Origin of the sequence: Rhizobacter koreensis (genome assembly GCF_013366375.1) — a bacterium.
GTDB classification, from domain to species: domain Bacteria; phylum Pseudomonadota; class Gammaproteobacteria; order Burkholderiales; family Burkholderiaceae_C; genus Schlegelella_A; species Schlegelella_A koreensis.
Genome location: NZ_JABWMJ010000012.1, coordinates 160096 through 181464, shown reverse-complemented (window position 1 = coordinate 181464; position 21369 = coordinate 160096). Strand labels below are relative to the sequence as shown.

General features: G+C 65.0%; 18 protein-coding genes. 8 read left to right on the top strand and 10 right to left on the bottom strand.

What is annotated here, in order from left to right:
• Window positions 1-259: hypothetical protein (locus HQN59_RS25855; protein WP_217704249.1), on the top strand; the 259-nt coding region annotated here is incomplete at its 5' end.
• A gap of 417 nt (window positions 260-676) precedes the next feature.
• On the opposite strand, the gene HQN59_RS21760 is transcribed toward HQN59_RS25855, so the two are convergent.
• From HQN59_RS21760 to HQN59_RS21750, 3 genes are all read right to left on the bottom strand, one after another.
• Window positions 677-1186 (bottom strand): 2,4'-dihydroxyacetophenone dioxygenase family protein, encoded by a 510-nt coding sequence (locus HQN59_RS21760; RefSeq protein ID WP_176071219.1) that lies wholly within the window; start codon window positions 1184-1186, stop codon window positions 677-679.
• Between the two features lie 44 nt (window positions 1187-1230).
• Window positions 1231-1962, bottom strand: a complete 732-nt coding sequence (locus HQN59_RS21755; protein WP_176071218.1) for an SDR family NAD(P)-dependent oxidoreductase — start codon at window positions 1960-1962, stop codon at window positions 1231-1233.
• A gap of 313 nt (window positions 1963-2275) precedes the next feature.
• Window positions 2276-2995 carry an SDR family oxidoreductase gene (locus HQN59_RS21750; protein WP_176071228.1) on the bottom strand — a complete coding sequence of 240 codons (720 nt, stop codon included), beginning with the start codon at window positions 2993-2995 and terminating at the stop codon, window positions 2276-2278.
• A gap of 684 nt (window positions 2996-3679) precedes the next feature.
• Here HQN59_RS21750 and HQN59_RS21745 point away from each other — a divergent pair.
• The 3 genes from HQN59_RS21745 (at window position 3680) to HQN59_RS26915 (ending at window position 8511) form a co-directional block, all read left to right on the top strand.
• Window positions 3680-5464, top strand: coding sequence for an FAD-dependent oxidoreductase (locus HQN59_RS21745; RefSeq protein WP_176071227.1), 1785 nt, complete (start codon window positions 3680-3682; stop codon window positions 5462-5464).
• Between the two features lie 396 nt (window positions 5465-5860).
• Window positions 5861-7483, top strand: coding sequence for an OmpL47-type beta-barrel domain-containing protein (locus HQN59_RS21740; RefSeq protein ID WP_176071217.1), 1623 nt, complete (start codon window positions 5861-5863; stop codon window positions 7481-7483).
• A 95-nt stretch (window positions 7484-7578) separates the two neighbouring features.
• Window positions 7579-8511 (top strand): cupin domain-containing protein, encoded by a 933-nt coding sequence (locus HQN59_RS26915; protein ID WP_176071216.1) that lies wholly within the window; start codon window positions 7579-7581, stop codon window positions 8509-8511.
• 485 nt (window positions 8512-8996) lie between these two features.
• Here the strand turns inward: HQN59_RS26915 and HQN59_RS21730 are convergent, their stop codons facing one another.
• The 5 genes from HQN59_RS21730 to HQN59_RS21710 all read right to left on the bottom strand — a co-directional run bounded on the left by HQN59_RS21730 (window position 8997) and on the right by HQN59_RS21710 (window position 13596).
• Window positions 8997-9500: a nuclear transport factor 2 family protein gene (locus tag HQN59_RS21730; protein WP_176071215.1), complete on the bottom strand. Its 504-nt coding sequence runs from the start codon at window positions 9498-9500 to the stop codon at window positions 8997-8999.
• Window positions 9497-9886, bottom strand: coding sequence for a hypothetical protein (locus HQN59_RS21725; RefSeq protein ID WP_176071214.1), 390 nt, complete (start codon window positions 9884-9886; stop codon window positions 9497-9499). Before HQN59_RS21725 ends, HQN59_RS21730 begins: the two co-directional genes overlap by 4 nt.
• A 71-nt stretch (window positions 9887-9957) precedes the next feature.
• Window positions 9958-11397, bottom strand: coding sequence for an aldehyde dehydrogenase family protein (locus HQN59_RS21720; protein WP_176071213.1), 1440 nt, complete (start codon window positions 11395-11397; stop codon window positions 9958-9960).
• A 14-nt stretch (window positions 11398-11411) separates the two neighbouring features.
• Window positions 11412-12551, bottom strand: a complete 1140-nt coding sequence (locus HQN59_RS21715; protein WP_176071212.1) for an iron-containing alcohol dehydrogenase — start codon at window positions 12549-12551, stop codon at window positions 11412-11414.
• 118 nt (window positions 12552-12669) lie between these two features.
• The gene (locus tag HQN59_RS21710; RefSeq protein WP_176071211.1) at window positions 12670-13596 is read right to left on the bottom strand and encodes a LysR family transcriptional regulator; all 927 of its coding nucleotides are present in this window, start codon (window positions 13594-13596) and stop codon (window positions 12670-12672) included.
• A 227-nt stretch (window positions 13597-13823) separates the two neighbouring features.
• Between HQN59_RS21710 and HQN59_RS21705 the strand changes: the two genes are divergently transcribed.
• The 4 genes from HQN59_RS21705 to HQN59_RS21690 all read left to right on the top strand — a co-directional run bounded on the left by HQN59_RS21705 (window position 13824) and on the right by HQN59_RS21690 (window position 19400).
• The gene (locus HQN59_RS21705; RefSeq protein WP_176071210.1) at window positions 13824-15362 is read left to right on the top strand and encodes a cupin domain-containing protein; all 1539 of its coding nucleotides are present in this window, start codon (window positions 13824-13826) and stop codon (window positions 15360-15362) included.
• Window positions 15363-16229: 867 nt separating this feature from the next.
• Window positions 16230-16925 carry a hypothetical protein gene (locus HQN59_RS21700; protein WP_176071209.1) on the top strand — a complete coding sequence of 232 codons (696 nt, stop codon included), beginning with the start codon at window positions 16230-16232 and terminating at the stop codon, window positions 16923-16925.
• 200 nt (window positions 16926-17125) lie between these two features.
• The gene (locus HQN59_RS21695) at window positions 17126-17713 is read left to right on the top strand and encodes a PEP-CTERM sorting domain-containing protein (protein ID WP_176071208.1); all 588 of its coding nucleotides are present in this window, start codon (window positions 17126-17128) and stop codon (window positions 17711-17713) included.
• A gap of 745 nt (window positions 17714-18458) precedes the next feature.
• Window positions 18459-19400 (top strand): 2-hydroxyacid dehydrogenase, encoded by a 942-nt coding sequence (locus tag HQN59_RS21690; protein ID WP_176071207.1) that lies wholly within the window; start codon window positions 18459-18461, stop codon window positions 19398-19400.
• A gap of 123 nt (window positions 19401-19523) precedes the next feature.
• Here HQN59_RS21690 and HQN59_RS21685 read toward each other — a convergent pair whose 3' ends face one another.
• A complete protein-coding gene (locus tag HQN59_RS21685; protein ID WP_176071206.1) occupies window positions 19524-20276 on the bottom strand; it encodes a glucose 1-dehydrogenase in 753 nt (250 codons plus the stop codon).
• Entirely contained in the window at window positions 20273-21307 is a 1035-nt protein-coding gene (gene denD / locus HQN59_RS21680; protein WP_176071205.1) for a D-erythronate dehydrogenase, read from the bottom strand. Before denD ends, HQN59_RS21685 begins: the two co-directional genes overlap by 4 nt.
• Between the last annotated feature and the right edge of the window lie 62 nt (window positions 21308-21369).

Below are 21369 nucleotides of genomic sequence, written 5' to 3'. Positions count from 1 at the left end.
GTACAGGGGCTCAACCGGGGCGCCTCCGGCGGCCTGGCAGGGGCCCGGGATTGAAGAACTTCAAACCGCAGCCAATCCACTTAACTCAGGCCGCTGCGTGTTCAAACCAGCGGAGCCGGCTCTCACGTTCGACGTGAACAAGCACATCGAACCCAAGTACATCCTCAGCGTGATGCAGAAATATCCGGCGCTGTTTGCCGACCTGCAGCCCATCCCTGCGGACGTCGCGATCAAGCCGGGTTACACGTTCAAGCCCTGAACGGGTTCTGCCCGGGACCGTCGGCCGTGCGGCGGGTCCTGGAAGGCATGCCGAGAAGCGGTGCCTGAAGATCGAAGGGGACGCCGAGGTTGGCGTCCCCTTTTCGCTCTTCTCACATGGGTATGCCGCCTGAACTCACGGCTGGTGCTGGCCAACTGGCAGCGTCCGGGTTCAGGCCCCTACCGCCAGCGAGATGCGAACTGGCATGGTCGTCATCGATGCATCGCCCATGGCGCCGTCCTGAAGAAAGCCGGCGCCGGCGTCGGGATGAGGCAGTGCTGCGGCACCCCGCAGCACTGCCTATGGACTGGATCCGACGGCAGGCCGTCGCGGCCCGACGCACAGGATCGGCGCAGCTGGTTCGATGAGAGCGTCCGACCGGCCCCGGACCGAGGACTTCGCGCGGCCGATCGACCCTCAGCGAATGAACTGGTCGATGTAGCCCTCGCCGAGGCCCACGGCGCGGTAGTGCGCGCGGCACTTGTCGATGCGCGTGAAGACATCGTCGTAGCCGGTGCAGCGCCCATCGGGATCGCAGTAGATCATCGCCCCGTTGACCTGGAACAGCGTGATCATCTCGTCCACGTGCGGATCGACGACCAGCGTGTGGGTTTCGCCGGGCGCTTCATAGACATAGCCTCCTTCGCGCGCAACCCAGTCGTGCTCCAGATAGCGCCACTCGCCTTTCAGCACGTAGCCGTGCACCGGCTGGGGATGCCGGTGCCGCGACAGAACGCCGGCGCGTCGAACGCGCAGCAGGTTCATCCAGTACCCGCGCGAGGCCGACAGACACAGCGGCCGGAACCACACGTTGTCCTCTACCGGGACCCAGATACGCTCGTCGTGCGGAATCACGTCGGGCACCAGCAACTCGGGCGGCGACTCCTTGGGCATCGGGTGTCGATAGGGTTGCCACTTGTCATCCATGAGAGCCGCTCCGTCGAAAGGTCGGTTGAAGAGTTTGGGAAAGGTCAAGCAATGAGGTAGCCGCCGTCGACCGGCAGCACGACGCCGGTGACGAAGCGCGCCCCGGTGCTCGCGAGGAACAGCACCGGCCCGGCGATGTCCTCGGGTGTGCCCCAGCGGCCCATCGGGGTGCGCGCCAGGATCGGCGCCGCTCGCGCCGGGTCGTCCTGCAGCGCCTGCGTCAGCGGTGTGGCGATCCAGCCGGGCGCAATCGCATTCACCCGAATGCCGTCGGCAGCGAAGGCGATCGCCAGGCTCTTCGTGAGCTGCGCAATGCCGCCTTTGCTGGCGCTGTAGCCGGGCACCAGGCCGCCGCCGAAGAAGCTGAGCATGGACGCGGTGTTGACGATGCAGCCGCGCCGCTGCGCCAGCAGCGGCCGCGCACTGCTGCAGCAGCGCATGGTACCGACCAGGTTAATGTCGACCACCTGGGCGAACACCGTGGGGTCGTGCTCGGCGCCGCGCCGGATCACGCCGGCACAGTTGACGAGCACGTCGAGTGATTCGAGGCCGCCGATGAGTGCCTCGACCGCAGCACCATCACGCACGTCGAGAGGCGCAAGCGACGCGCCGGCCAGCGCCGGCTCATCGCGCGCGGCCGCCACCTCGTCCGGCGTCGCACCGGTGATCGTCACCGCATCGCCTGCGGCGACGAAGGCCGCGCCGATGGCCGCGCCAATGCCGCTGGTGCCGCCGACCACCAGCACCCGGCGCGGGTCCGTCTTTTCGTTCAGCATCGTGATAGCTCCATTGTCGCTGCGCGTTTCATGATGCCGTACTTGAAGAGGTTGGACGGGTGAAGGTCCTGCGCCGGGTCCGCGGTCACGCCATCCGCGCTCGCGACTGGTCGAGCGAACATGCATCAAGCGGGGTGAACAGATGGCAGGCCTTAGCTGGGCGTGCATCTGAGATACAGCAGAACCGGCTCAACCGGTGGCGGCGCGCGGGCCGGCCTGACCGGCCAGGACGGTGCCCCGGGAACGTGCCGTGAGCCGAACATCCATTCGCCAGCGCGGCACCGTCGGCGGCTATGCCGCCCGGCCTCCCGGCCTAGCCGCGGCCGATGAACGGCATTTTCGTGGCCATGATGGCCATGGACTGAACATTCACATCGAGCGGCAGGTTGGCCATGTGCAGCACGGCTGCGCCGGCGTACTTCACGTCCATCATCGGCTCGGTGCTCATGCCCGTGGCCAGTTCGGTGAGCGCATTGCCGATGTCGATCTGACTTCCGGCGATGTCGTGATCGCGGCCATCGAGCGAGATGGACTTGGTCAGGCCAGTGACCGCATGCTTGGTGGCGCTGTAAGCCACCGACAGCGCCCGCGGCACGTGCGCCGAGAGCGACCCGTTGTTGATGATGCGGCCGCCCTTCGGGGTCTGCGCCTTCATGATGCGGATGGCGTGCTGGGTGCACATGAACATCGCCACCAGGTTGAGGTTCACCACCTCGCGGAAGGTCTCGATCGGCAGGTCTTCCATCGGTACCGCGGGAGCGCCCATGCCGGCGTTGTTGAACAGCACGTCAAGCCGGCCGAACTTGCTCTTCACTTTGGAAAACACTCGCTCGACGTCGGCATCCCGGGTGATGTCGGCGGCCAGCACCAGCGCGCGATCCTCCGCGCCGGATTCGGCCGCGGTCTTCTCGAGCATCTCCCTGCGCCGGCCCACCAGGCCGACGTGGTAGCCGTCCCTCAGCAGCGCGAGCGACGCGCACTTGCCGATTCCGCTGCCCGCGCCCGTAACGATGGCGACTCTTTTTTGTGTCATCACTGCTCCTCCATGAGTGTGGAAATCAGACGGCGGCAATCACTGTGCTAATCGTTGTGTAAAACGCCGCGGCGTCGCGGCCTTGCTCGCGGCGCCCGTCGATCGAACTTCGTGGCGACCGAAGCACTCGTGACGATCGGCGCCCCGTCGCCCGGTCGGTCACGATCGAGAGGTCAGACCGTTCGTCGCTTTGACCGGACTGCCGGTTGCCGGGAATGAGCGCTAGTTGTATCACGAGCCGGTCGTGATTCCGTCCGCCTGGCGCTTCCGGTTCATTTAACCTGCCGCCGACCGAGTGCGTTGCATGCTTCGCGCCCCAGCAGATGTCGTGCACTCTGTCGCTGTGCACGGCGTCTGGCGAGCGCGATGAGTCGCCACCCGCAGGGGAACGCAGTGCGCCCGCCTCGCGACCGCTCATCTGCGAACTGCTTCATCGACGGTCCCGAAGTGTGGATCGGACTGGCCATTCCAGGGTTGTGCAATGGTTATAGCGACATCACATCTTCTCAGTTGCGGCGCGGGCAAACACTGAGGCGCCCCGCGGGCACAGACGGCAACACTGCGAGCACTTGCTGTGGAGCAAGTCTCTACGGCGGTCACGATGGAAGCCCCTTGCCACCTTCGTGAACTGCCATGGACTTGTCAAACCTGCGCCGCTTCAGAAACTCAAAGAGGAGACCGTAAATGGAAGTCAACCGTCGCTCATTACTGAAGGGCGCTGCCGGCATCGCCGCCGCAGCAGGGGTGGGCAGCACCACCCTTGCGCCGAACCTTGCCCAGGCCCAGAGCGGCACCGCAAAGTACATGGCCGACGTGGTCATCTGCGGTGCCGGCGCAGCGGGCCTGGCCGCCGCGGTTCGCGCCAGAGAACTGGGCCTCTCGGTCGTCGTCCTCGAGGCGCAATCGCGATTCGGGGGACGCATGATCGTCAACTCGGGCAACATTCCGATCGGGGGCGGCTCCCCTGCCCAGATGTTGGCCGGCCTTGGGGACACGCCGGACATCCTGTATAGGGATCTGACCGACTGGACCGTCGTCCAGCCGAACGGCTTTCCGAGCTACCGCTACAACGACCACGAGGTCATCCGGTGGTATGCCAACTTCAACACCGGCCTGCAAGACTTCCTGAGCCGCAACGGGGTCGTGTTCACAAGAACCACGCCCGACAACACCGGCGGCAACGAAGTCGGCAACTCGTTCAACCGGATGATGCACACGGCCCTCCTGAAATACGAATCGGCGCGGACTGGACTGGTGGGAAGCGGGTCCGGAGCGACGACGTCGGAAGGGCCTGGGGCCGCTTATCCGCTCTACAACTCGGCCGTGGCAAAGGGCGCGACGATCCTGCTGAACTGCCGTTTGCTGACGCTGGACCGGGCCAAAGGGGCCGGGGGGGTGGCCGGGGTCACGGCTTCATATAACGGCGGCACCATCCAGATTCAGGCACGCAAGGGCGTCTTCATTGCGACCGGGGGCGGGCAAGGGAATCAGCATTACCGCCAGATGTTCGATCCACGTCTCGGGGCGGAGTACATCAGCGTCGCCGGCGAGCCCTGGTCGTTCCAAGACGCCAGCGGCATCTTCGCAGGGATGAACGTCGGCGCGGCCATCGCGGGCGCGTACAACCACATGGCCGAGATCGGCACCAACGTCACCAAGGCGGGCAAGGTCGGAACGCAGCATAACTACACGTTCCTCAATTGGGGGCTGCAGAGCAAACCCTTCTTGGAAGGAAAGGTGAAAGCCACGGGAATCACCGTGAACTTCCAGGACGGCATCTTGATCAAGGCCAAGGCGGGCCTTGATCCCCAGAACCAGAACCTCCGCTTCTACAACGAAATGGCCGGTCAGTTCCCGACGAACAGCGCCGGACAGGTTCCCTCGTACACGCAATGGGACTACAAGAACCTCGCGAAGCTCGCCTACAACCCCGAAGCGAACGCCTTTCTCGACGCCGCCTTGGCTTCACCCGGCGACGGCATGAACGGCGGCGGGCCGATCTGGTTCATCTTCGATGACGCTGCCCGGCAGCGCAGGAACATGAATGTGAATCCGCCTGTCGTCGATCCGGATGGATTCTTCTTTTCGGCAAACACGCTGGAAGAGCTGGCGGCGAAGATCGTCATGCCGCAGCAGCGGATTCCCGTCTCGCCGGCGGCCTTGGCCGCCACCGTGGCGCGGTACAACAGCTATGTGGGGGGTACGGACAACGACTTCGGCAAACCCTCCCCGCAATTCAGGATCGAGAGGGGCCCCTTCTATGCCGCCTGGGCGACGCCGACGCTCCACGATGCGAGGTCGGGCCTGCGCATCAATGGCAAACGCGAGGTCCTCGACTTGTCCGGCAAGCCCATTCCCGGCCTCTACGCCGGCGGCGAAGCGGCCGGCGGGTTCAGTCAGCACGGGATGGGTCGAGCAATGACGGATGCCTTGATCGCTATGGCGTCCGTCGCTACCCGTACGGTGTAGCAGGTTGCCAGCATGCCGGCCGTAAGGTCGGCATGCGGTAGCTGTTCGGCTGGGGGCCCGGCGAGCTTACAGGCGCGGATCGCAAAGGACTTGTCCCTTGCGCCGCGCTTTTGTTTTTGCTGCCCACGGCAGCCTCGTTTGAGTTCGGTCAAGCGCGACAAGCAGCCGCAAGGATATTCAAATGGACCGGGAGATGATCGAGCAGAGCGGTGGGCTCGTGCCTGGGTCGCGCAATCGTTATAGCGACATCACATCTTCTCAGTTGCGGTGCGGGCAAACACTGACTTGCTGCGCTAGCAAACTGCAACACTGCGAAGACCTGCAGCCGAGCAAGTCTCTACGGCGGTCACGATAAGGAAGCTGTACCTTCGACTGCCCTATCAATCAAGAGCCTCCATGGTGGGCCAGATCTGGGCGTGCGGTGATTCATTTTCAAGCAAGGAGAAGAGCGTGAGAAATATCTGGAAAGGTGGGTTGGCTATCCTGGGTGCGATAGCGATCAACACCGTGGCGATGACGCAAGCTCATGCCCAGAATTACTGGTCGCCAAGGATCGTGGCGTCGCCTTACGAGATCAATGGTTTCCTTAACAAGGAAGTTACGACGGTGGCTGACGTCAAGGCGGGTAAAGACCCCTTGGTAAGCTGGCGCCAGAAGGTCGTCGAAGGCCAGAACCTGAGAGCCTACTACGTGGGTTTGAAGGTAGGCGATTCGACGAGGAAGCGCTTGTCGTCGGATCACCGCATTGGCTTCATCGTCTGGGAGGGTTCGATTGAAGTCACCGTCCAGGGTCAGCCGACGCTTATGGCCAAGAAGGGGACCATGATCCAGGTTCCGGCCCGCCTGGAGTACCAGTTGAAGAACGTGGGCACGACGCCGTCGCTGCACTTCGAGGTCTTCCCCAAGGAAATGGAAGATTTCCCCACCCTGATTTACCCGGAAACCGCGGCAACGGTGTCCGCGCTGCCGCCAGGCCAGCAGTGGACCTTGAGTCAAATTGGTGCGCCCGATACGTTTACGCGATTGCCCGCCCAGAACGCGAACTTCAACTTTTTCCGCCACTATCTGGACAGCCCCTCCTCCGGGGAATTCGTCAGGGATGACCGGTTCTTCATGAACGCCATCCGCGAAAGGGGTAACGCGAACGCTCCGACGAACCCAGACATCGGACATTTCCACGTCTATGGTGAGGAGTTCTGGTTCGTCATCGAAGGTACGGTCGGCTTCTTGAAGGAAGGCTCCCCATACTCGTTCGCGGAAGCGGGCAGCATCATCTACAACCCGCCGATGCGCTGGCACAGGATGGGGACCCATGGGACCGACTTCGGGACGCGGATTGCCATCAACGGCTATCGCTACGGTGCTCATCACCTCCCACGGCCGAACAACACCGCCAGCACCAACCAGTTCGCATTCACGGTCGTCAACACGCCGCCGACGACCACGCCGATGCTTCCGAACCCGACGACGAACGGCTGGTACCTCCAGCCGACGGTAAAGCTGCCCGCCTATCCGGACGCGAACAGCACCGAAGATGGCATGGCCTACACCGAGTACTGGCTCGACGGTGCTCCGACACCCGTCCGGTATACGGGCCCGTTCCAGATCAGCGGCAACGGCCAGCACACCCTTGTGTACCGTTCGGTGGACCAGGCGGGCAATGTCGAGGATCCCAAGGCGGTGACGCTCGCCGTCGTCAATCTTCCGCCGCTCACCCTGCAAGTGGTGCCCAGCATCTTGAATCTTCGCGCCGGTGGACTCGTAACCACGGTCATCACCGTTCCTGCGGGCTACGACCTGCGCGCATGGGGGGTGGCTGACATCCGCGCGCAAGGCTCGCCTGCAGTGTCCGCGGCGTACTCAGCCGACGGCCGATCGATCGTTGCGACATTCAACAAGGCGGCCTTTGCAAGCGTCCCTGCCGGCAGTGGCGTCAACATCACGGTCACCGGGCAGTTCAACTACAACGGCGCGCAGGCGCCACTGGCGGCGAGCACTCTGGTGCAAGTAATTCGGTAGGCATTGATCCGTCGCCGGCCCTTGCCGGCTTGGATCGTCCGGACCCTCACCGCAGCGGCGGCGAACTGATTCATTTACGAAGTTAGGAGAAGAACGTGAGAAATTTTTGGAAAGGTGGATTGGCTATCCTGGGTGCGATAGCGATCAGCACGCTGGGGGTCACCGAGGCTCTTGCACAGGCCAGAGCCTGGACGCCAAAGCCGACAGTTCCGCCGCCGTACGTGAGCCCGCACAAGCCGTTGACGAAGGTGAGCGACGTCCTCGCGGACAAGAACCCGTCGGTAAGCTGGCGCCACCAGGTCGTCGATGATTCCAGCCTGAAAGCCGCGTGGGTGGGCTTGAGGCCAGGTGATGTGACGAGGACGAGGCGGGTGGCGGATCACCAAACCGCAATCATCGTCTGGGAAGGGTCGGTTCAAGTCGCCATCCCGGGTCAGACGACGTTTACCGCCACCAAGGGTCAAATCATTCGGGTTCCGTTGCGCAACAACTTTACCCTGACGAACGTGGGTTCAACGCCGTCGCTGCACTTCGAGATCTTGAATGCAAGGCGTGTCGTCATTTATCCGGCAGCCGACGGAAATAGTCTGCCACGGCCCCCTCAGGGCACCGAGTGGTACCAGACCGCCGAAAACTTCGGCTCGAATGCCCAAAGCTATGCGACACAGGGCCAGCCGGTTTCCCGCAACTTCATTACTACCCCAGGAAGCTTTCTGATGGTAAATGATCCTCAGTTGATCGTTCAGGCCATCCGCGGCATGCCTCCGCCCACAGACCCGGCGCACTTCCATCTGCATGGTGGTGAATTCTGGTTCGTCATGGAGGGTCAGATCGCCTCCTCGATCGAAGGCCTGAACCCCTTTGTCGCAGACGCGGGCGATATCGTCTATGTTCCGAAGGGCCGCTCGCACCAATGGTCCCACGCTGGTGCTGGGTTCTCGACGGCGGTGCAAATCAGCGGCTTCCCCGTGGGTTCACCCAATGTCCCAGTGAGCCCCCAACCCCCTGTCCCGCCACTGGAGCCTTGATCCGGAAACTGGACCAGGCAACTGTTCCAACCGGCGGCCCGCCCTCATCGCGAGGGCGGGCCGCTCGCGTCTGCTGCACCGGACTCGGCCTGCGGCTCATGAATCGTTCGAGACGAAATCCGTTCAAGCGACTCGCGGGCGGCCGTGCCGCGGCCGGTCTCGCCCAAGCGGCGCTCACCGCCAAGCCGGGCGACAAAGCCTTCGATCCATCGCTCAGGAACGGTCGGCTCGAGTCGACGAACAACACGTTGCGTGTGCGGCGCGGCGAGGGGACGAGCTGAGGTTCTCCACCGACCGCCCGATCCAGCTCCATCTGCACGGCTACGACATCAAAGCCGGCGCGTCCCCGGCGTGGTGGCTCTGCGGATGGTCCTGCCAAGGCGATCCAGAGCCAAGTTCCCATCCTCGCGCTGATGGTGGCGTATACGACGCTGGGCCCGTGGATTCTTGCTCAGCGGTGGTCGAATCAGGGAACAGCCGCGCAGTCAGCGCTTCGCGGCCGGCGGATCCTCTGACTGCCTCTGCCGCTGTATCTCCGCCTGGAAGTCCGGGTCGCTCGTCGACCAGTGGATGTGCACGATGCGAAAGTTCGCGCCGCTGCGGCGCAAGATCACCGTCTCGAGGGTGGTGTGGTCGATCGGTCTGCTGTCGACCGTCTTGCCCGTCACCCGGTAGGTGCTCAGTACCCAGCCATCGTTACCCTCGCCACCGGTGCGGCGCGATTCGAGCTTCCACGACGTCGCCCTGGCGAGGTCCATGTCATGAGGCATGTGACGCAGCCCGTAGGCCTCGACTGTCGGGTCCACCAGGCCGAACTCGTACACCACCAGTCCGCGATCCAGGAGTGAAAGGGCGCCCGCCGTGTCGAGGTTGCGCAGGGCTTTGTGGAACGCGTCGACCACGTCGGAGGGGGTGCGGCCGCCTTCTTGCGCCATCAGGCTCGAAGAAACGACGAGCAGGAACGCAGCGACCGTGCCGCTCCACTTCATTTGGTGGGTTCCCCCGAATTGTTGATGGGCTCCGCCGAGTTGATGTCCTCCACGATGAACATATCGTTAATCGCAACGCCGTCCAGCGGAACATCGAGCGCTTTCACCACGAACTCGTGGTCGGTGTTGCTCATCACCTCGAACGTCTTGGCAAAGCGCTCGCCTCCGACGAACGTCAGCCGCCAGCCGCGCAGCTTGCCCGGGGGGAAGTTGGCCGGCGCGTAGTAGGGGCCGACTTGCCGCGCGCGAAAGCGGTGGACGCCGCCGTTGCCGTCCGGCGCGCCGATCTCCGTCACCAGGCCGCCCAAGCGCGGCACCGCCGGGCTGAATGCGATGTCACTATGACTCGCATACAGGGTGCCGGAGGCAAGCAGCGCGATGATCATCGACGCTGCGGCGATTGCTCTTCCACGCTTCACTGAGGTCCTCTCCTGTCGAGGGCGAGCTTGGCCCCCGTTCAGGCGGCCGTATAGGCGGTCTTGACGGTCGTGTAGAACTCCGCGGCGTAGCGGCCTTGCTCGCGTGGTCCGTAGCTCGAGCCCTTGCGGCCGCCGAAGGGCACGTGGTAGTCCACACCCGCGGTCGGCAGGTTCACCATCACCATGCCGGCCTGCACGTGGCGCTTGAAGTGCGTGGCGTACTTGAGCGAGGTCGTGGCGATGCCGGCGGAGAGGCCGAACTCGGTGTCGTTGGCCAGGGCCAGCGCCTCCTCGTAGTTCTTCGCGCGGATGACGCTCACCACGGGCCCGAACACCTCTTCGCGGTTGATGCGCATCGGTGCCGTGGTCTCGGCGAACAGGGCAGGGCGCATGTAGTAGCCGGGCGCACCATCGCTGTTGCTGTCGATCGCCTCGCCACCCGCCACCAACCTGGCGCCTTCGGCCTTCGCGATCGCGACGTACTCGAGGTTCTGCGCGAGCTGCTTGTCGTCGACCACGGGGCCGATGTCGGTGCCCTTCTTTCGCGCGTCGTCGACCTTCAGCGCTTTCATCTTTTCGGCCATGGCAGCGATGAAGCGGTCGTGAATGCCTTCGGTGACGATCAGGCGAGAGGAGGCCGTGCAGCGCTGGCCGGTGGAGAAGAAGCCGCTGTTCAGCGCCGCGCTCACCGCGACGTCGAGGTCGGCATCGTCGAGCACCACCATCGGGTTCTTGCCACCCATCTCGAGCTGGAACTTGGCCATACGCGCGATACAAGCCTGCGCGATGCGCTGGCCGGTGGCGACCGAGCCGGTGAAGCTGATTGCGTTTACGCGCTTGTCGTTCAGCAGCACCTGGCCGACTTCGGAGCCGCGGCCCATCACCAGGTTCAATACGCCGGCCGGGAGGCCCGCGCGGTGCAGGATGTCGGCGATGGCCCAGGCACTGCCCGGCACGAGATCGGCCGGCTTGATCACCACGGCGTTGCCGCAGGCGAGGGCCGGAGCGATCTTCCAGGCGGGGATCGCGATGGGAAAGTTCCAGGGCGTGATCAGGCCCACGACGCCCATGGGCTCGCGGGTGACTTCCACGCCGACACCCGGGCGCACGGAAGGAACCACCTCGCCGCCGATACGCAGCGCTTCGCCCGCGAAGAACTTGAAGATGTTGCCGGCCCGTACCACCTCGCCGATGGCCTCGGGCAGCGTCTTGCCTTCCTCGCGGGCGAGCAGGTCGCCCAGTTCTGCCTTGCGCGCGAGGATCTCGGCGCCGGCGGCGTCGAGGATGTCGAACCGCTGCTGCGGCGTGGACAGGCCCCAGGCGGACTGCGCCTGAGTGGCTGCGGCGATCGCCTGTGTAGCTTGGGCCGCGTCGGCCTGCGCGAACTCGCCAACGACGTCGCGCGTGTCCGAGGGGTTGATGTTGCGCGAGACGCGAGCGCCTTCGACCCACTCGCCGCCAATGAGGTTCTTAAACATGTCCTGCTGCTTCCTTACATGCTCGCTTCGAGCATCGCTTCGTAATCGGTGTCGGACGCAACGCGTGGATTGGTCCGATGGCTGTGGTCCTTCAGGGCGCCCCGGACGATGTCGGGGAACATCGCCCGCGTCACGCCCAGTTGGGCCAGGCCCGTGGGCATGCCGAGCCGCTCGGTCATCGCGCGCACCGAGGGCCCCACCTCGGCCCCGCTGGCCAGGCCCATCGTCTGGGCCAGCCGGTCGAGCTTGTTTTCTTTACGCACCGAGTCGGCGGGCTCGTTGAAGGCAATCACGGCCGGCAGGAAGATCGCGTTCAGCGTGCCGTGGTGCAGCCGCGGATTGATGCCGCCGAGCGAGTGGCTCAGGCTGTGCACGCAGCCGAGCCCCTTCTGGAACGCCAGCGCGCCTTGCATCGACGCGCTCATCATGTTCAGCCGCGCGTCGCGGTCGCTGCCGTCGCGCGTTGCACGCTCGATGTGGCGCCATGCGCGCCACAGCCCATCGAGCGCGATGCCGTCCGCAGGGGGGTTGAATGCCGGCGCGAGGAACGTCTCGATGCAATGCGCGATCGCATCCATTCCCGTCGCCGCCGTCAGCTGCGGCGGCAGGCCCATCGTCAGCGCCGGGTCGCAGATCGCGACCTTGGGCACGACGAAGGGCGAGATCACGCCAACCTTGCGGCCGTCGTCGAGGATGAGGATCGCGCCGCGGCCCACTTCGCTGCCGGTGCCGGCCGTCGTCGGGACGGCGATGACGGGTGCCGTGCGCGAGGTGATGCGATCGAGCCCGCCTTCGATCACGGCAAAGCTTTGCAGCGGGCCGTCGTGTGTCGCGCACACGGCGACGCCCTTGGCCAGATCGATGGACGAGCCGCCGCCCACGGCGACGATGCCGTCGCAATTGCCCTCCCGGTACGCGGCCACCGCCTCGCGCACGGCAGCCTCGTTCGGGTTTGACGGCGTGCCGTCGTAAAGGGCGACCGGGCCCTCATGCGCGAGCGCGTCGAGGACCGTGTCGATGATGCCCGCCGCTTTCACGCCCCGGTCCGTCACGATCAGCGGACGGCGGATGCCGAACCGCTCGCATTCCTGTCTGAGCAGGCCGATGGCGCCGAACTCGAATTGGATCTGAGTGATGTAATTGATGAGTGCCATGGCAGTAAGTATTAGCAATGAGCGTTCCTTATAGCACGAGTCTGCCGAAACCACCATCAATTGCAGTCGCGTCGACCATCGCCTGGGCGAGTGCGTCGAACGGCCGATGCCGAATGCTTCAGGACCGGCGACTGAGCAATTCGTCGATCAGCAGTTTCGCGGCGGGCTGAGCCGGCGCCCCCTTGCGGGTGACGAGCTCATAGGGTTCGCTTTGCGATGTCAGGGCCAGCGGCAGGATGCACGACATCTCGTGGTGCGCGAAGAACTGCGCGACTTCGATCGACACCAGAGCCACGAACGACGGGTTGGCCTGCAGCAGCGCCAGCGTCGCGAACGCGGAGGTCGTCTCGAGCAGGTGCTGCGGAAACCGAATTCCGCAGTTGCGAAATTCGCCTTCGAGCAAGACCCGCATCGGCATGTTCGCGCGGTACATCACCCATCGGTATGGCGCCAGCTCGTGCAGGGTGACTTTCTTCGCCCGCCGCAGCGGATGGCCGACGTTGGCGATCACCGCGAGCGTTTCCTCCTGCAGCCTGACGCTGTCGTAGACCTGCGGTGCCTGAGTGATGGACGTGCGGCAGATCGCCAGGTCGAGCCGGCCGGCATCGATCTGTGCCAGCAGGGCGGCGCTGGTGTCCTCGACGATCTCGACGGACAGGTCGGGCTGCCGGCCAACGAGCACGGAAACGGCATTGGTGAGCAGCGGCACCGCGCCCATGATGACGCCGGCTGCCACACGACCGCCCTGGCCGCGCAGAACGCCGACGATCTCTTCGCGCAGGTGTGCGAGATCGGTCTGGATCAGGTGCGCATAGCGGATCACGCAATGCCCCACCGCATTGGGCTCGAGGCCCCGGTTGGTGCGAACGAACAGCGGTGTACCGAAGGTCGTCTCGATCTCCTGCAACGCCTTGCTCGCGCCCGGTTGCGTCAGCGCGACCTGCTGCGAAGCCTTCAGCAGCGAGCCGTGCTCGCCGAGCGCAACGAGAAGCCGCAGCTGTTTCACGTGCAGCCGGGAAATGATCGATTGGAGCGGTGGAATCATGCCTGGGTTGAGCAAATTTTATAGCGACATCACATCTTCTCAGTCGCGGCGCGGGCAAACACTGAGTCGCCGCGCGGGAGCCCACTGCAACACTGCGGGCACTTGCTGCTGCCCGATTTTCTACGGCGGTCGCAATGAGGAAGCCAGACCGGCCGCCCCGCAGCCATACAAGCCCGAATGATGGGCTAGGGCTGGGCGCGCGTTGATTTACAAGTTCGGAGGGGAACGTGAAAAATCTGTGGAAACGTGGTTTGGCTGTCCTGGGTGCGATAGCGATCAGCACGGTGGGAATGACGCAAGCTCATGCGCAGCAGACGTTCGGCTGGGCGCCGAAGCCCGCGCAGCTGACGCCCTACACGGGCGTGAACCAGCCGTTGACGAGGCTGAGCGACGTCATCGCCAACAGAGACCCCGCGGTCAGCTGGCGCCAGAAGATCGTCGACGAGCCCAACGTGTCCGCTGACTATGTGGGCATGGCGGTCGGTACTGAAACCAGGCCGAGTCTGTCGGCGGATCACCGCACCGCTTTCATTGTCTGGGCGGGCGACATCGAAGTCACCATCCAGGGTCAGCCGACGTTCATGGCCAAGAAGGGGACCATGATCCAGGTTCCGCACCGCAACGAGTACAAGCTGAAAAACGTGGGCACGGCGCCGTCGCTCCACTTCGAGATCTACGTTACGGACCATACCGACCTCTACCTTCAAAATTCGGCCACGCTGCCCCCGCCACCCGCGGGTGACGCGTGGTACCTGAGCCGCATCGATGCCCCGGATGTCTGGACGCGACCCGGCCAGCCGACTAAGCCGGTCTTCCGCCACTATCTGGATTCGCCCTCGGCTCAGGAATTCGTCAACAACGATCGCCTGTTCGTCAACGCCATCCGCGGGCAGTCGACATCCCTTCCCCCCGCGACGGACCTCGGCCACTTCCACGTCTATGGTGGTGAGTTCTGGTTCATCATCGAAGGCACGATGGGCTACCTGATCGAAGGCATGCCCTACTTCACCGCAGGCCCGGGCGATGTCGTCTATGCCGCGAAGGGCCGCTGGCACCGGGCGGGGAACCATCCCAATACCGGGCTGGGGACGCGAGTGGCCATCAATGGCTATCCCAGAGGTGCGCATCTCTGGCAGCAGACAAACCCACCCGCAGTGCCCCCGGTACAAGTCCTGCCGCCGTCGACGAGGGCGGCGCTCTCGTCGATTACATCGAATGGCTCATACCTCCAGCCGACAGTCACGCTCAGCGGGTACCCCCACGCGGACAGCCCCTCGGATGACTTGGAATATTCCGAGTACTGGCTCGACGGTGCCCCGCAATCGACCCGGTATGCGGGCCCCTTCCAGATTCGCGGCAACGGCGTGCACACGCTCAGCTACCGCTCGGTTGACAAGGCAGGCAACGTCGAGCCGCCCAAGACGCTGGCGGTCGGAGTCATCGATCTTCCGCCGCTCACCCTGCAAGTGGTGCCTAGCACGCTGAATCTTCGTACTGCCGCCGGCTTGGTCACCACGGTCATCAGCGTCCCTGCTGGCTACGATCTGCGGCAATGGGGAGTGAGTGATGTCCGCGCGGAAGGTACGCCTGCAGTGTCCGCGGCGTACTCAGCCGACGGCCGGACGATCGTCGCGACCTTCAACAAGGCGGCTCTCGGAAGTGTTCCTGCCGGCAATCAAGTCAAGATCACCGTCACGGGGCAGTTCAGCTACAACGGAGCGCAGGCGCCGATGGTAGCGAGCGCTCAGGTGCAAGTGATTCGGTAACACGGGTCCGCGTCCGGCCCCACCGGGCGCCGATCTTCGCCGCGGACAGTGCAGCGGGGCCGTCGCGGTCCCGCTGCCATTGAGGATGCCTGGATTGCCGCGTGCCAAGTGCGGGGTCACCGAGCCTTGGCAACTGCCCGTTGTGCCGACGACTCGAGGCGGTACTCGGTAAGACTTGTCGATTCAGGGCACCCAATGCACTTGCGGCACCTGGTTGATCCTGAGTCGTCGCTCGAAGAGTCTGTGCGGCCACTCGACAGCCGGTCAGGGCTGCGTTGCGCGATCGTCGAGACAGATGAAGGTTCGGGAGGCCCGTGCGAGGCTCGGGCAACTGCGCGACGGAAATGGTCCGACAATTTACAGCACGGATCGTGCACCCCGATGGCGGTTATGGGCGCTTTCGCAATGTACCGGGTCCGACTCGGCAGCCGCTGCCGATCTACGGGTCATGTCCAAATGCCGCTCTCACCCGTCATCAGTTAGTGCGTTTCAGGATTGCGCGCCTAGTCAGCATTCTCAGTCTCGCGCAATGCCGCAACGATCATGACCACCGAACGTGTGATTCATCGACGGGAAAGGTTTCTCTCGTCGTGGCTGCCTCTCCAGGGCGTACTTCGCCGTCTCGAACCTGCGTCGGCTCATCGTGGCCTTGCTGTAGATGCCTCGTCAGCCGCATGCGCGCTGGGCCTTCGCGTCAATCGATCAGCTCTCACTAGGGCAAACGTGATGTCGGTGAGTCTTACAGGTTCGACCGAGCTATCAGACTGGAACTAGAGCTTGTCGGTGTCTTGCCGGGCGTAGTCCGATGATGGCGTGGATTGGCATGGACATTGCGTTACGTATTTCATTGCAGCATTGGAGGCGATCATGAAGAAGATGTTGATGGTGGCAGGGGTCTTCTTGGCTCTTGTTCTGGACGGAGCGGCCGCGGCCCCGATCGTCTTCACGAACGCTCAGTACGACACCACCGCTGTCGCATTGACGAACGGCGGGATGGCAGACGTCAATTCCGCCGCAAGCCCATCTCCGCTCCCGCTCGTGAGTACGGCCACCGTCGTGGGGCCGAACGACTTTGCCAGTTCCGTCGGGCTCGCTGCAGATGGGCTGCTGGTGACGTCCGCGGAGGCTGACAGCTTCGCAGGCGCAGCCGGCGCAAGCGCCGTCGCCCAGGCGCACCTCGTCGGATCCTTCCTGGGAGGCGGCCCGCTCATTCTCTATTTCGATTTCGACAGCATCACGTCTGCGATAGGTGGTGGAACTGCGGCGGGGACCTTGTTCGTCACGGTCACGAATACGCTCGGCAGTTCGACGACGACCCTGTTCAACGACCTCTTCGCTGTCGGCGCGAACGACATCACGCTCGAGTTGTTCTCGGCCGGCGGCATGAACACGATCGACCTCTTGTTGTTCAGCGAGGCAGCCTCCACCGGTGCGGGCCAGGCGGCGCAGAACTTCGCGCAGGTGACCTTCAGCGGCACGATTCCACTGCCGTCGAGCATCCTGCTGGTGATCGCAGCGATGGCGGCGATGCTCATCGCGCGGAATAGGGCGGCGGGCGTTTGAAGTGGCACCCGTCGGAGGTACCGGCCGCTGGGGAGTGATGTTGGTGAGCTGCACGTCGAAGGCAGATCACGTCTTAGCCGGATGGTGACCGCGGCGCGCAGCGGGCGTTTCCGGCGCCCTGAACTGCGCCGCAGTTCTCGGGAACCGAGCCGGGCCTTCGGTGCCCGGCGACAAGCACAGCATGATCACGGAGCATTTACATGAAGATGAATCTTCCTAGCTTGGTGGCGTTCGTAGCGCTGACCCTTGGCGGGTCGCTCGATGCGAACGCCGGTTTTGTTGATGTCAACCTGGCCGGCTGGAAAGCACTCGGCGCTTTCGACGCGTCGGATGACAGCGAGAACACCAGGTTGGTGATCGATCTGGGACAGAGCGCCACCATCACCGGGTTCGAGTATTCGAATTTGAGACTCACAACCAGTGGCGATAGCTGGTTCAGCGAGTTCGTTATCTCGGTGAATAACACCGGCAATACGCAGTGGCTCGACTGGCGGCCCAGCACAACGGAGGCTGGCGGCAGCCTCGGCCCCATTTCAGGATCCTTTGGCGGCACAACGGGTCAGGGCGGGCCGTATGGGGCCGGTGGGCCGTTCACGCTGATCGACGGGAGGATCCTCGTCACTACCTACCTGTCGTACTTCATCGATCCGGTGGGCGTCACGGTTCAGTCTGGAAATCTGCGCGTCAACTTCATTCCCGAGCCGGCGACCTACGCGATGGTCGCTTTCGGACTCGTTTGTCTTGCCGGCCTAGCCGGGGTTCGCCGGTCGCAGCAAAGCAACTCTTAGGTCGCTGCCACGGGTCCCTGACGGGCGTTCCGATGCTGGTTGCGAGATCCAGCCGGTACGCGGATTCGAACAGTACCGGGACAGGCATGGCCACTGCGTTGGCCATGCGACCGATCACTGTGCGCGTTCGCCGCGGCGGTCGAAAGCGAAACTCTCCGACCGTTGCCCAGATGCCGGCGGCCTGGTGCGAACCGGCGCTGCCACCCGCGCCGAACCGTCGCCGTCGACGGGCCCGCGCCACCAACGGCGTGCTCACACGGCCCTCGAGGTGTGTGCGCGCCGCGTCGGACGGCGCCAGCGTTTCCGACTCGTCTCATCAGGGCCGGCTCCCACGAGTCGACGATCCACGTGGCTTGGCGACATCTTGTCCGCCGCGTGCCTCGGCGCTCGGCTCGGGGTCTGTACCACGAAGCCACCTTCAACGCTTCGTTGCCGAGGGCGGCTTCGTCCGGCAGTGGACGCCTTCAGCCACGAATGCACGAGCCTGGCGGTGAGCGGTAACCGGGACGTCCGCAAGTAGGGTTCGTCAGCCAAGCGCAATACGGCGCCTGCTCCGTGGATACGGCGATCGGTTCGTTGCGCGAGCGAACCGTATCGCAGCATCTGCGGAGCTGATGCGGCCTGGGCGAGCCGCCCCGACATCGCCCGGCAGTGGACTCGCGCAGAGCGCTGCATCGGATTGCCCGCAGATCCTGGTCGTCGATCAGCCGATCTCTCGACCGACGTTCAACCCCTTTCGAACACCATGCGCCATCGTCTCCTCATCCAAGAAGGCGCCTTGTCGCCGACCCTCCAGGCCCGTCTCCAGGAACGATACGAGACTCAGCAGCTACCCCGGCCCGGCGCGGAGCGGGACGCCTTCCTGGCTGCCAACGGGAAAGGCTGGGAGGCGATTGCGACCACCGCGGGCTACGGCTGCGATGCCCAGCTCGCCTCGTCGCTCCCGGACCTGAAGGTGGTCTCGAGTTTCGGGGTCGGGCTTGACAAGTTCGACCTCCCTGCATTGGCCGAGCGCGGCATCGTGGTCGGCTACACGCCCGATGTGCTCAACGATGCCGTGGCCGACCTCGCCTTCGCTCTGTTGCTGGCGCTTTCTCGCCGCATCGTGGAAGCCGACGCATTCGTACGGCGCGGCGATTGGCCGAGCAAGCCGTTTCCGATGGCGACCCAAGTGGCCGGCAAGAAGCTCGGCATCGTGGGTCTGGGCCGCATCGGCTCGGTCGTCGCGCGGCGCGCCTCTGGCTTCGACATGGAGGTGCGCTATCACAACCGCAACCCGGTCGCCGGCAGCCCCTTCGTGCATGAGCCGACGGCCCGGGGCCTGGCGCGGTGGGCCGACTTCCTCGTCATCATTGCAGCCGGCGGCCCGCAGGCGCGGCACCTGGTAACCCGCGAGGTGCTGGAAGCGCTGGGCCCTCGCGGCTACTTGATCAATGTGTCGCGTGGATCGGTCGTCGACGAGGCTGCGCTCATCGACCACCTGCAGCAAAAACGCATCGCAGGTGCCGGGCTCGACGTCTTCGAAACGGAACCTCAGGTACCGGAAGCCCTCAGGCAGCTCGACAACGTGGTGCTGGCTCCCCACATCGGGAGCCAGACCGAGGAAACGCGTGAGGCGATGGCTCAACGCGTCATCGACAACCTGGAGGCCTACTTCGCCGGCCGGGCGCTGCCGAGCGCGGCGTGAGTCCAAGCCTCTAGCCACATCGACGCTCCGAGCCCCTTGTATCGCTCGGCCGGATCCGCCCTCGCAGACGAAATGCTCAGGCCGCCGAGCCGCGATCGCTCACCGGACGCCGAGGCAGACCCGTCAATACGTCGCGCGCCCGCCCGACAGATCGAACACGGCTCCGGTGCTGAACGAGCACTCCTGCGACGCCAGCCAGGCCACCATCGCGGCGGCCTCGTCGACCTCGAGGAGGCGACCCATCGGGATCTTCGACAGCATGAAATCGATGTGGGCCTGGGTCATGGTCTCGAAGATCGCCGTCTTCGCTGCTGCGGGCGTGACCGCGTTGACCAGCACGCCGCGGGTGGCGAGTTCCTTGGCGAGTGACTTGGTCAGCGCGATCAGGCCCGCCTTCGACGCGCTGTAGTGCGAGGCGTTCGGGTTGCCTTCCTTGCCGGCGACCGATGCGATGTTGACGATGCGGCCGTAACCCGCGTCGATCATGTGCGGCACGACCGCGCGGCACGCGAGATACGGGCCCACGAGGTTGACGTCGATCACGCGGCGCCATACGTCGGGGGCGAGCTCCCAGGTCGGCGCGTTGCCGCCGGTGATGCCGGCGTTGTTGACGAGGACGTCGATGCGGCCGCGCGAGCCCATTGCAGCCGCGCTCGCGGAGACGAGCGCCTCGGCGTCGGTGACGTCGACCGCGCACGTGTCGACGCTGCCGCGCTCCGCCAGCGTCGCGCGCGCCGATTCGAGGCGCGCGGCGTCGGCGTCCCACAGCACGACGGTGGCGCCCGAGGCGAGCATGCGCTCGGCGATGGCGTAGCCGATGCCCTGGGCGCCGCCGGTGACGATGGCGACGCGGCCCTCGAGATCGATCCGGTTCACGCCGACCCTCCGTTCGCCGGCAGGCCTGCGAGTGCCGCGCTGCCGTCCGGTGAGGCGCGCTGATCGTCGATGTATTGCCGGATGATCGCGGCGAAGTCGTCATCCGGGTGCAGACCGAGCCGCGCGGCGCGGGTGGCCGTCGCGCCCGCCGGCCAGTTGGCGACGATGCCGGCGATCACCGGATCCGGCACGAAGCGAACGCGGTTGCGGACTTCGCGCCCGGCGACCGCTTCGAGTGCATCGAGCATGTCGGAGACGCGCGCGTTGACCGCCGGCAGATTGAGCGCGAGCCGCCCGCCCAGTGCTTCGCGGCTGGCTTCGTAGACGGCGATCAGCCCGTCGACCGTGCGAGCCGGCGAGGTGAGCGGGTGCGACACATCGGGGCCCACCGGGCAGATCGACTCCACGCCCGCGAGCGGCTCGCGAATGATCCCCGAGAAGAACGACGACGCCGCGCCATTCGGCCGGCCCGGTCGCACGGTGACGGTCATGAGGCGCGCCGAGCGGCCGTCGATGAAGCCCTTGCGCGTGTAATCGGCAATCAGGTACTCGCACATCAGCTTGTGCGTGCCGTACGAGGTCTGCGGCGCCGGCAGCGTGGTGTCGTCGACGCGCGCCGGCAGCGGCGACGAGGGATCCGGGCCGAACACGGCCACCGAGCTCGAGAACACGAGCCGCGGCACCGGCGCGCCGGCGGTCACGCCGCCGCGCAGCGCGTCGAGCAAAGCCCGCGTCGTGTCGAGGTTCGAGCGGAGCCCCAACTCGAAGTCGGCCTCGCACTCGCCCGATACCGCCGATGCGAGGTGGAACACGCCGTCGAAGCGGTCGGCGGCGAACCCGGGGCAGAGCTCCAGCAGCGGGCCGATGCGCGCGTCGACGCGCGGGTCGCGCGCGAGGTCCGGGGGAAGGGGCACCTGGTCGGTCAGCACCGTCTGGTCGATGCGCTGCCCTGCAAGCCGCTCGCGCGCGAGCAGCGCGCGGGCGAGTCGTGCCCCGATGAATCCGCCAGCGCCGGTGATGAGAAGCTTCACGAGACCTCCGGGTCGAGAATTGCGGGTCGTGGTGTGTCGAACGCGCTCGTGCGAGGCGTTCG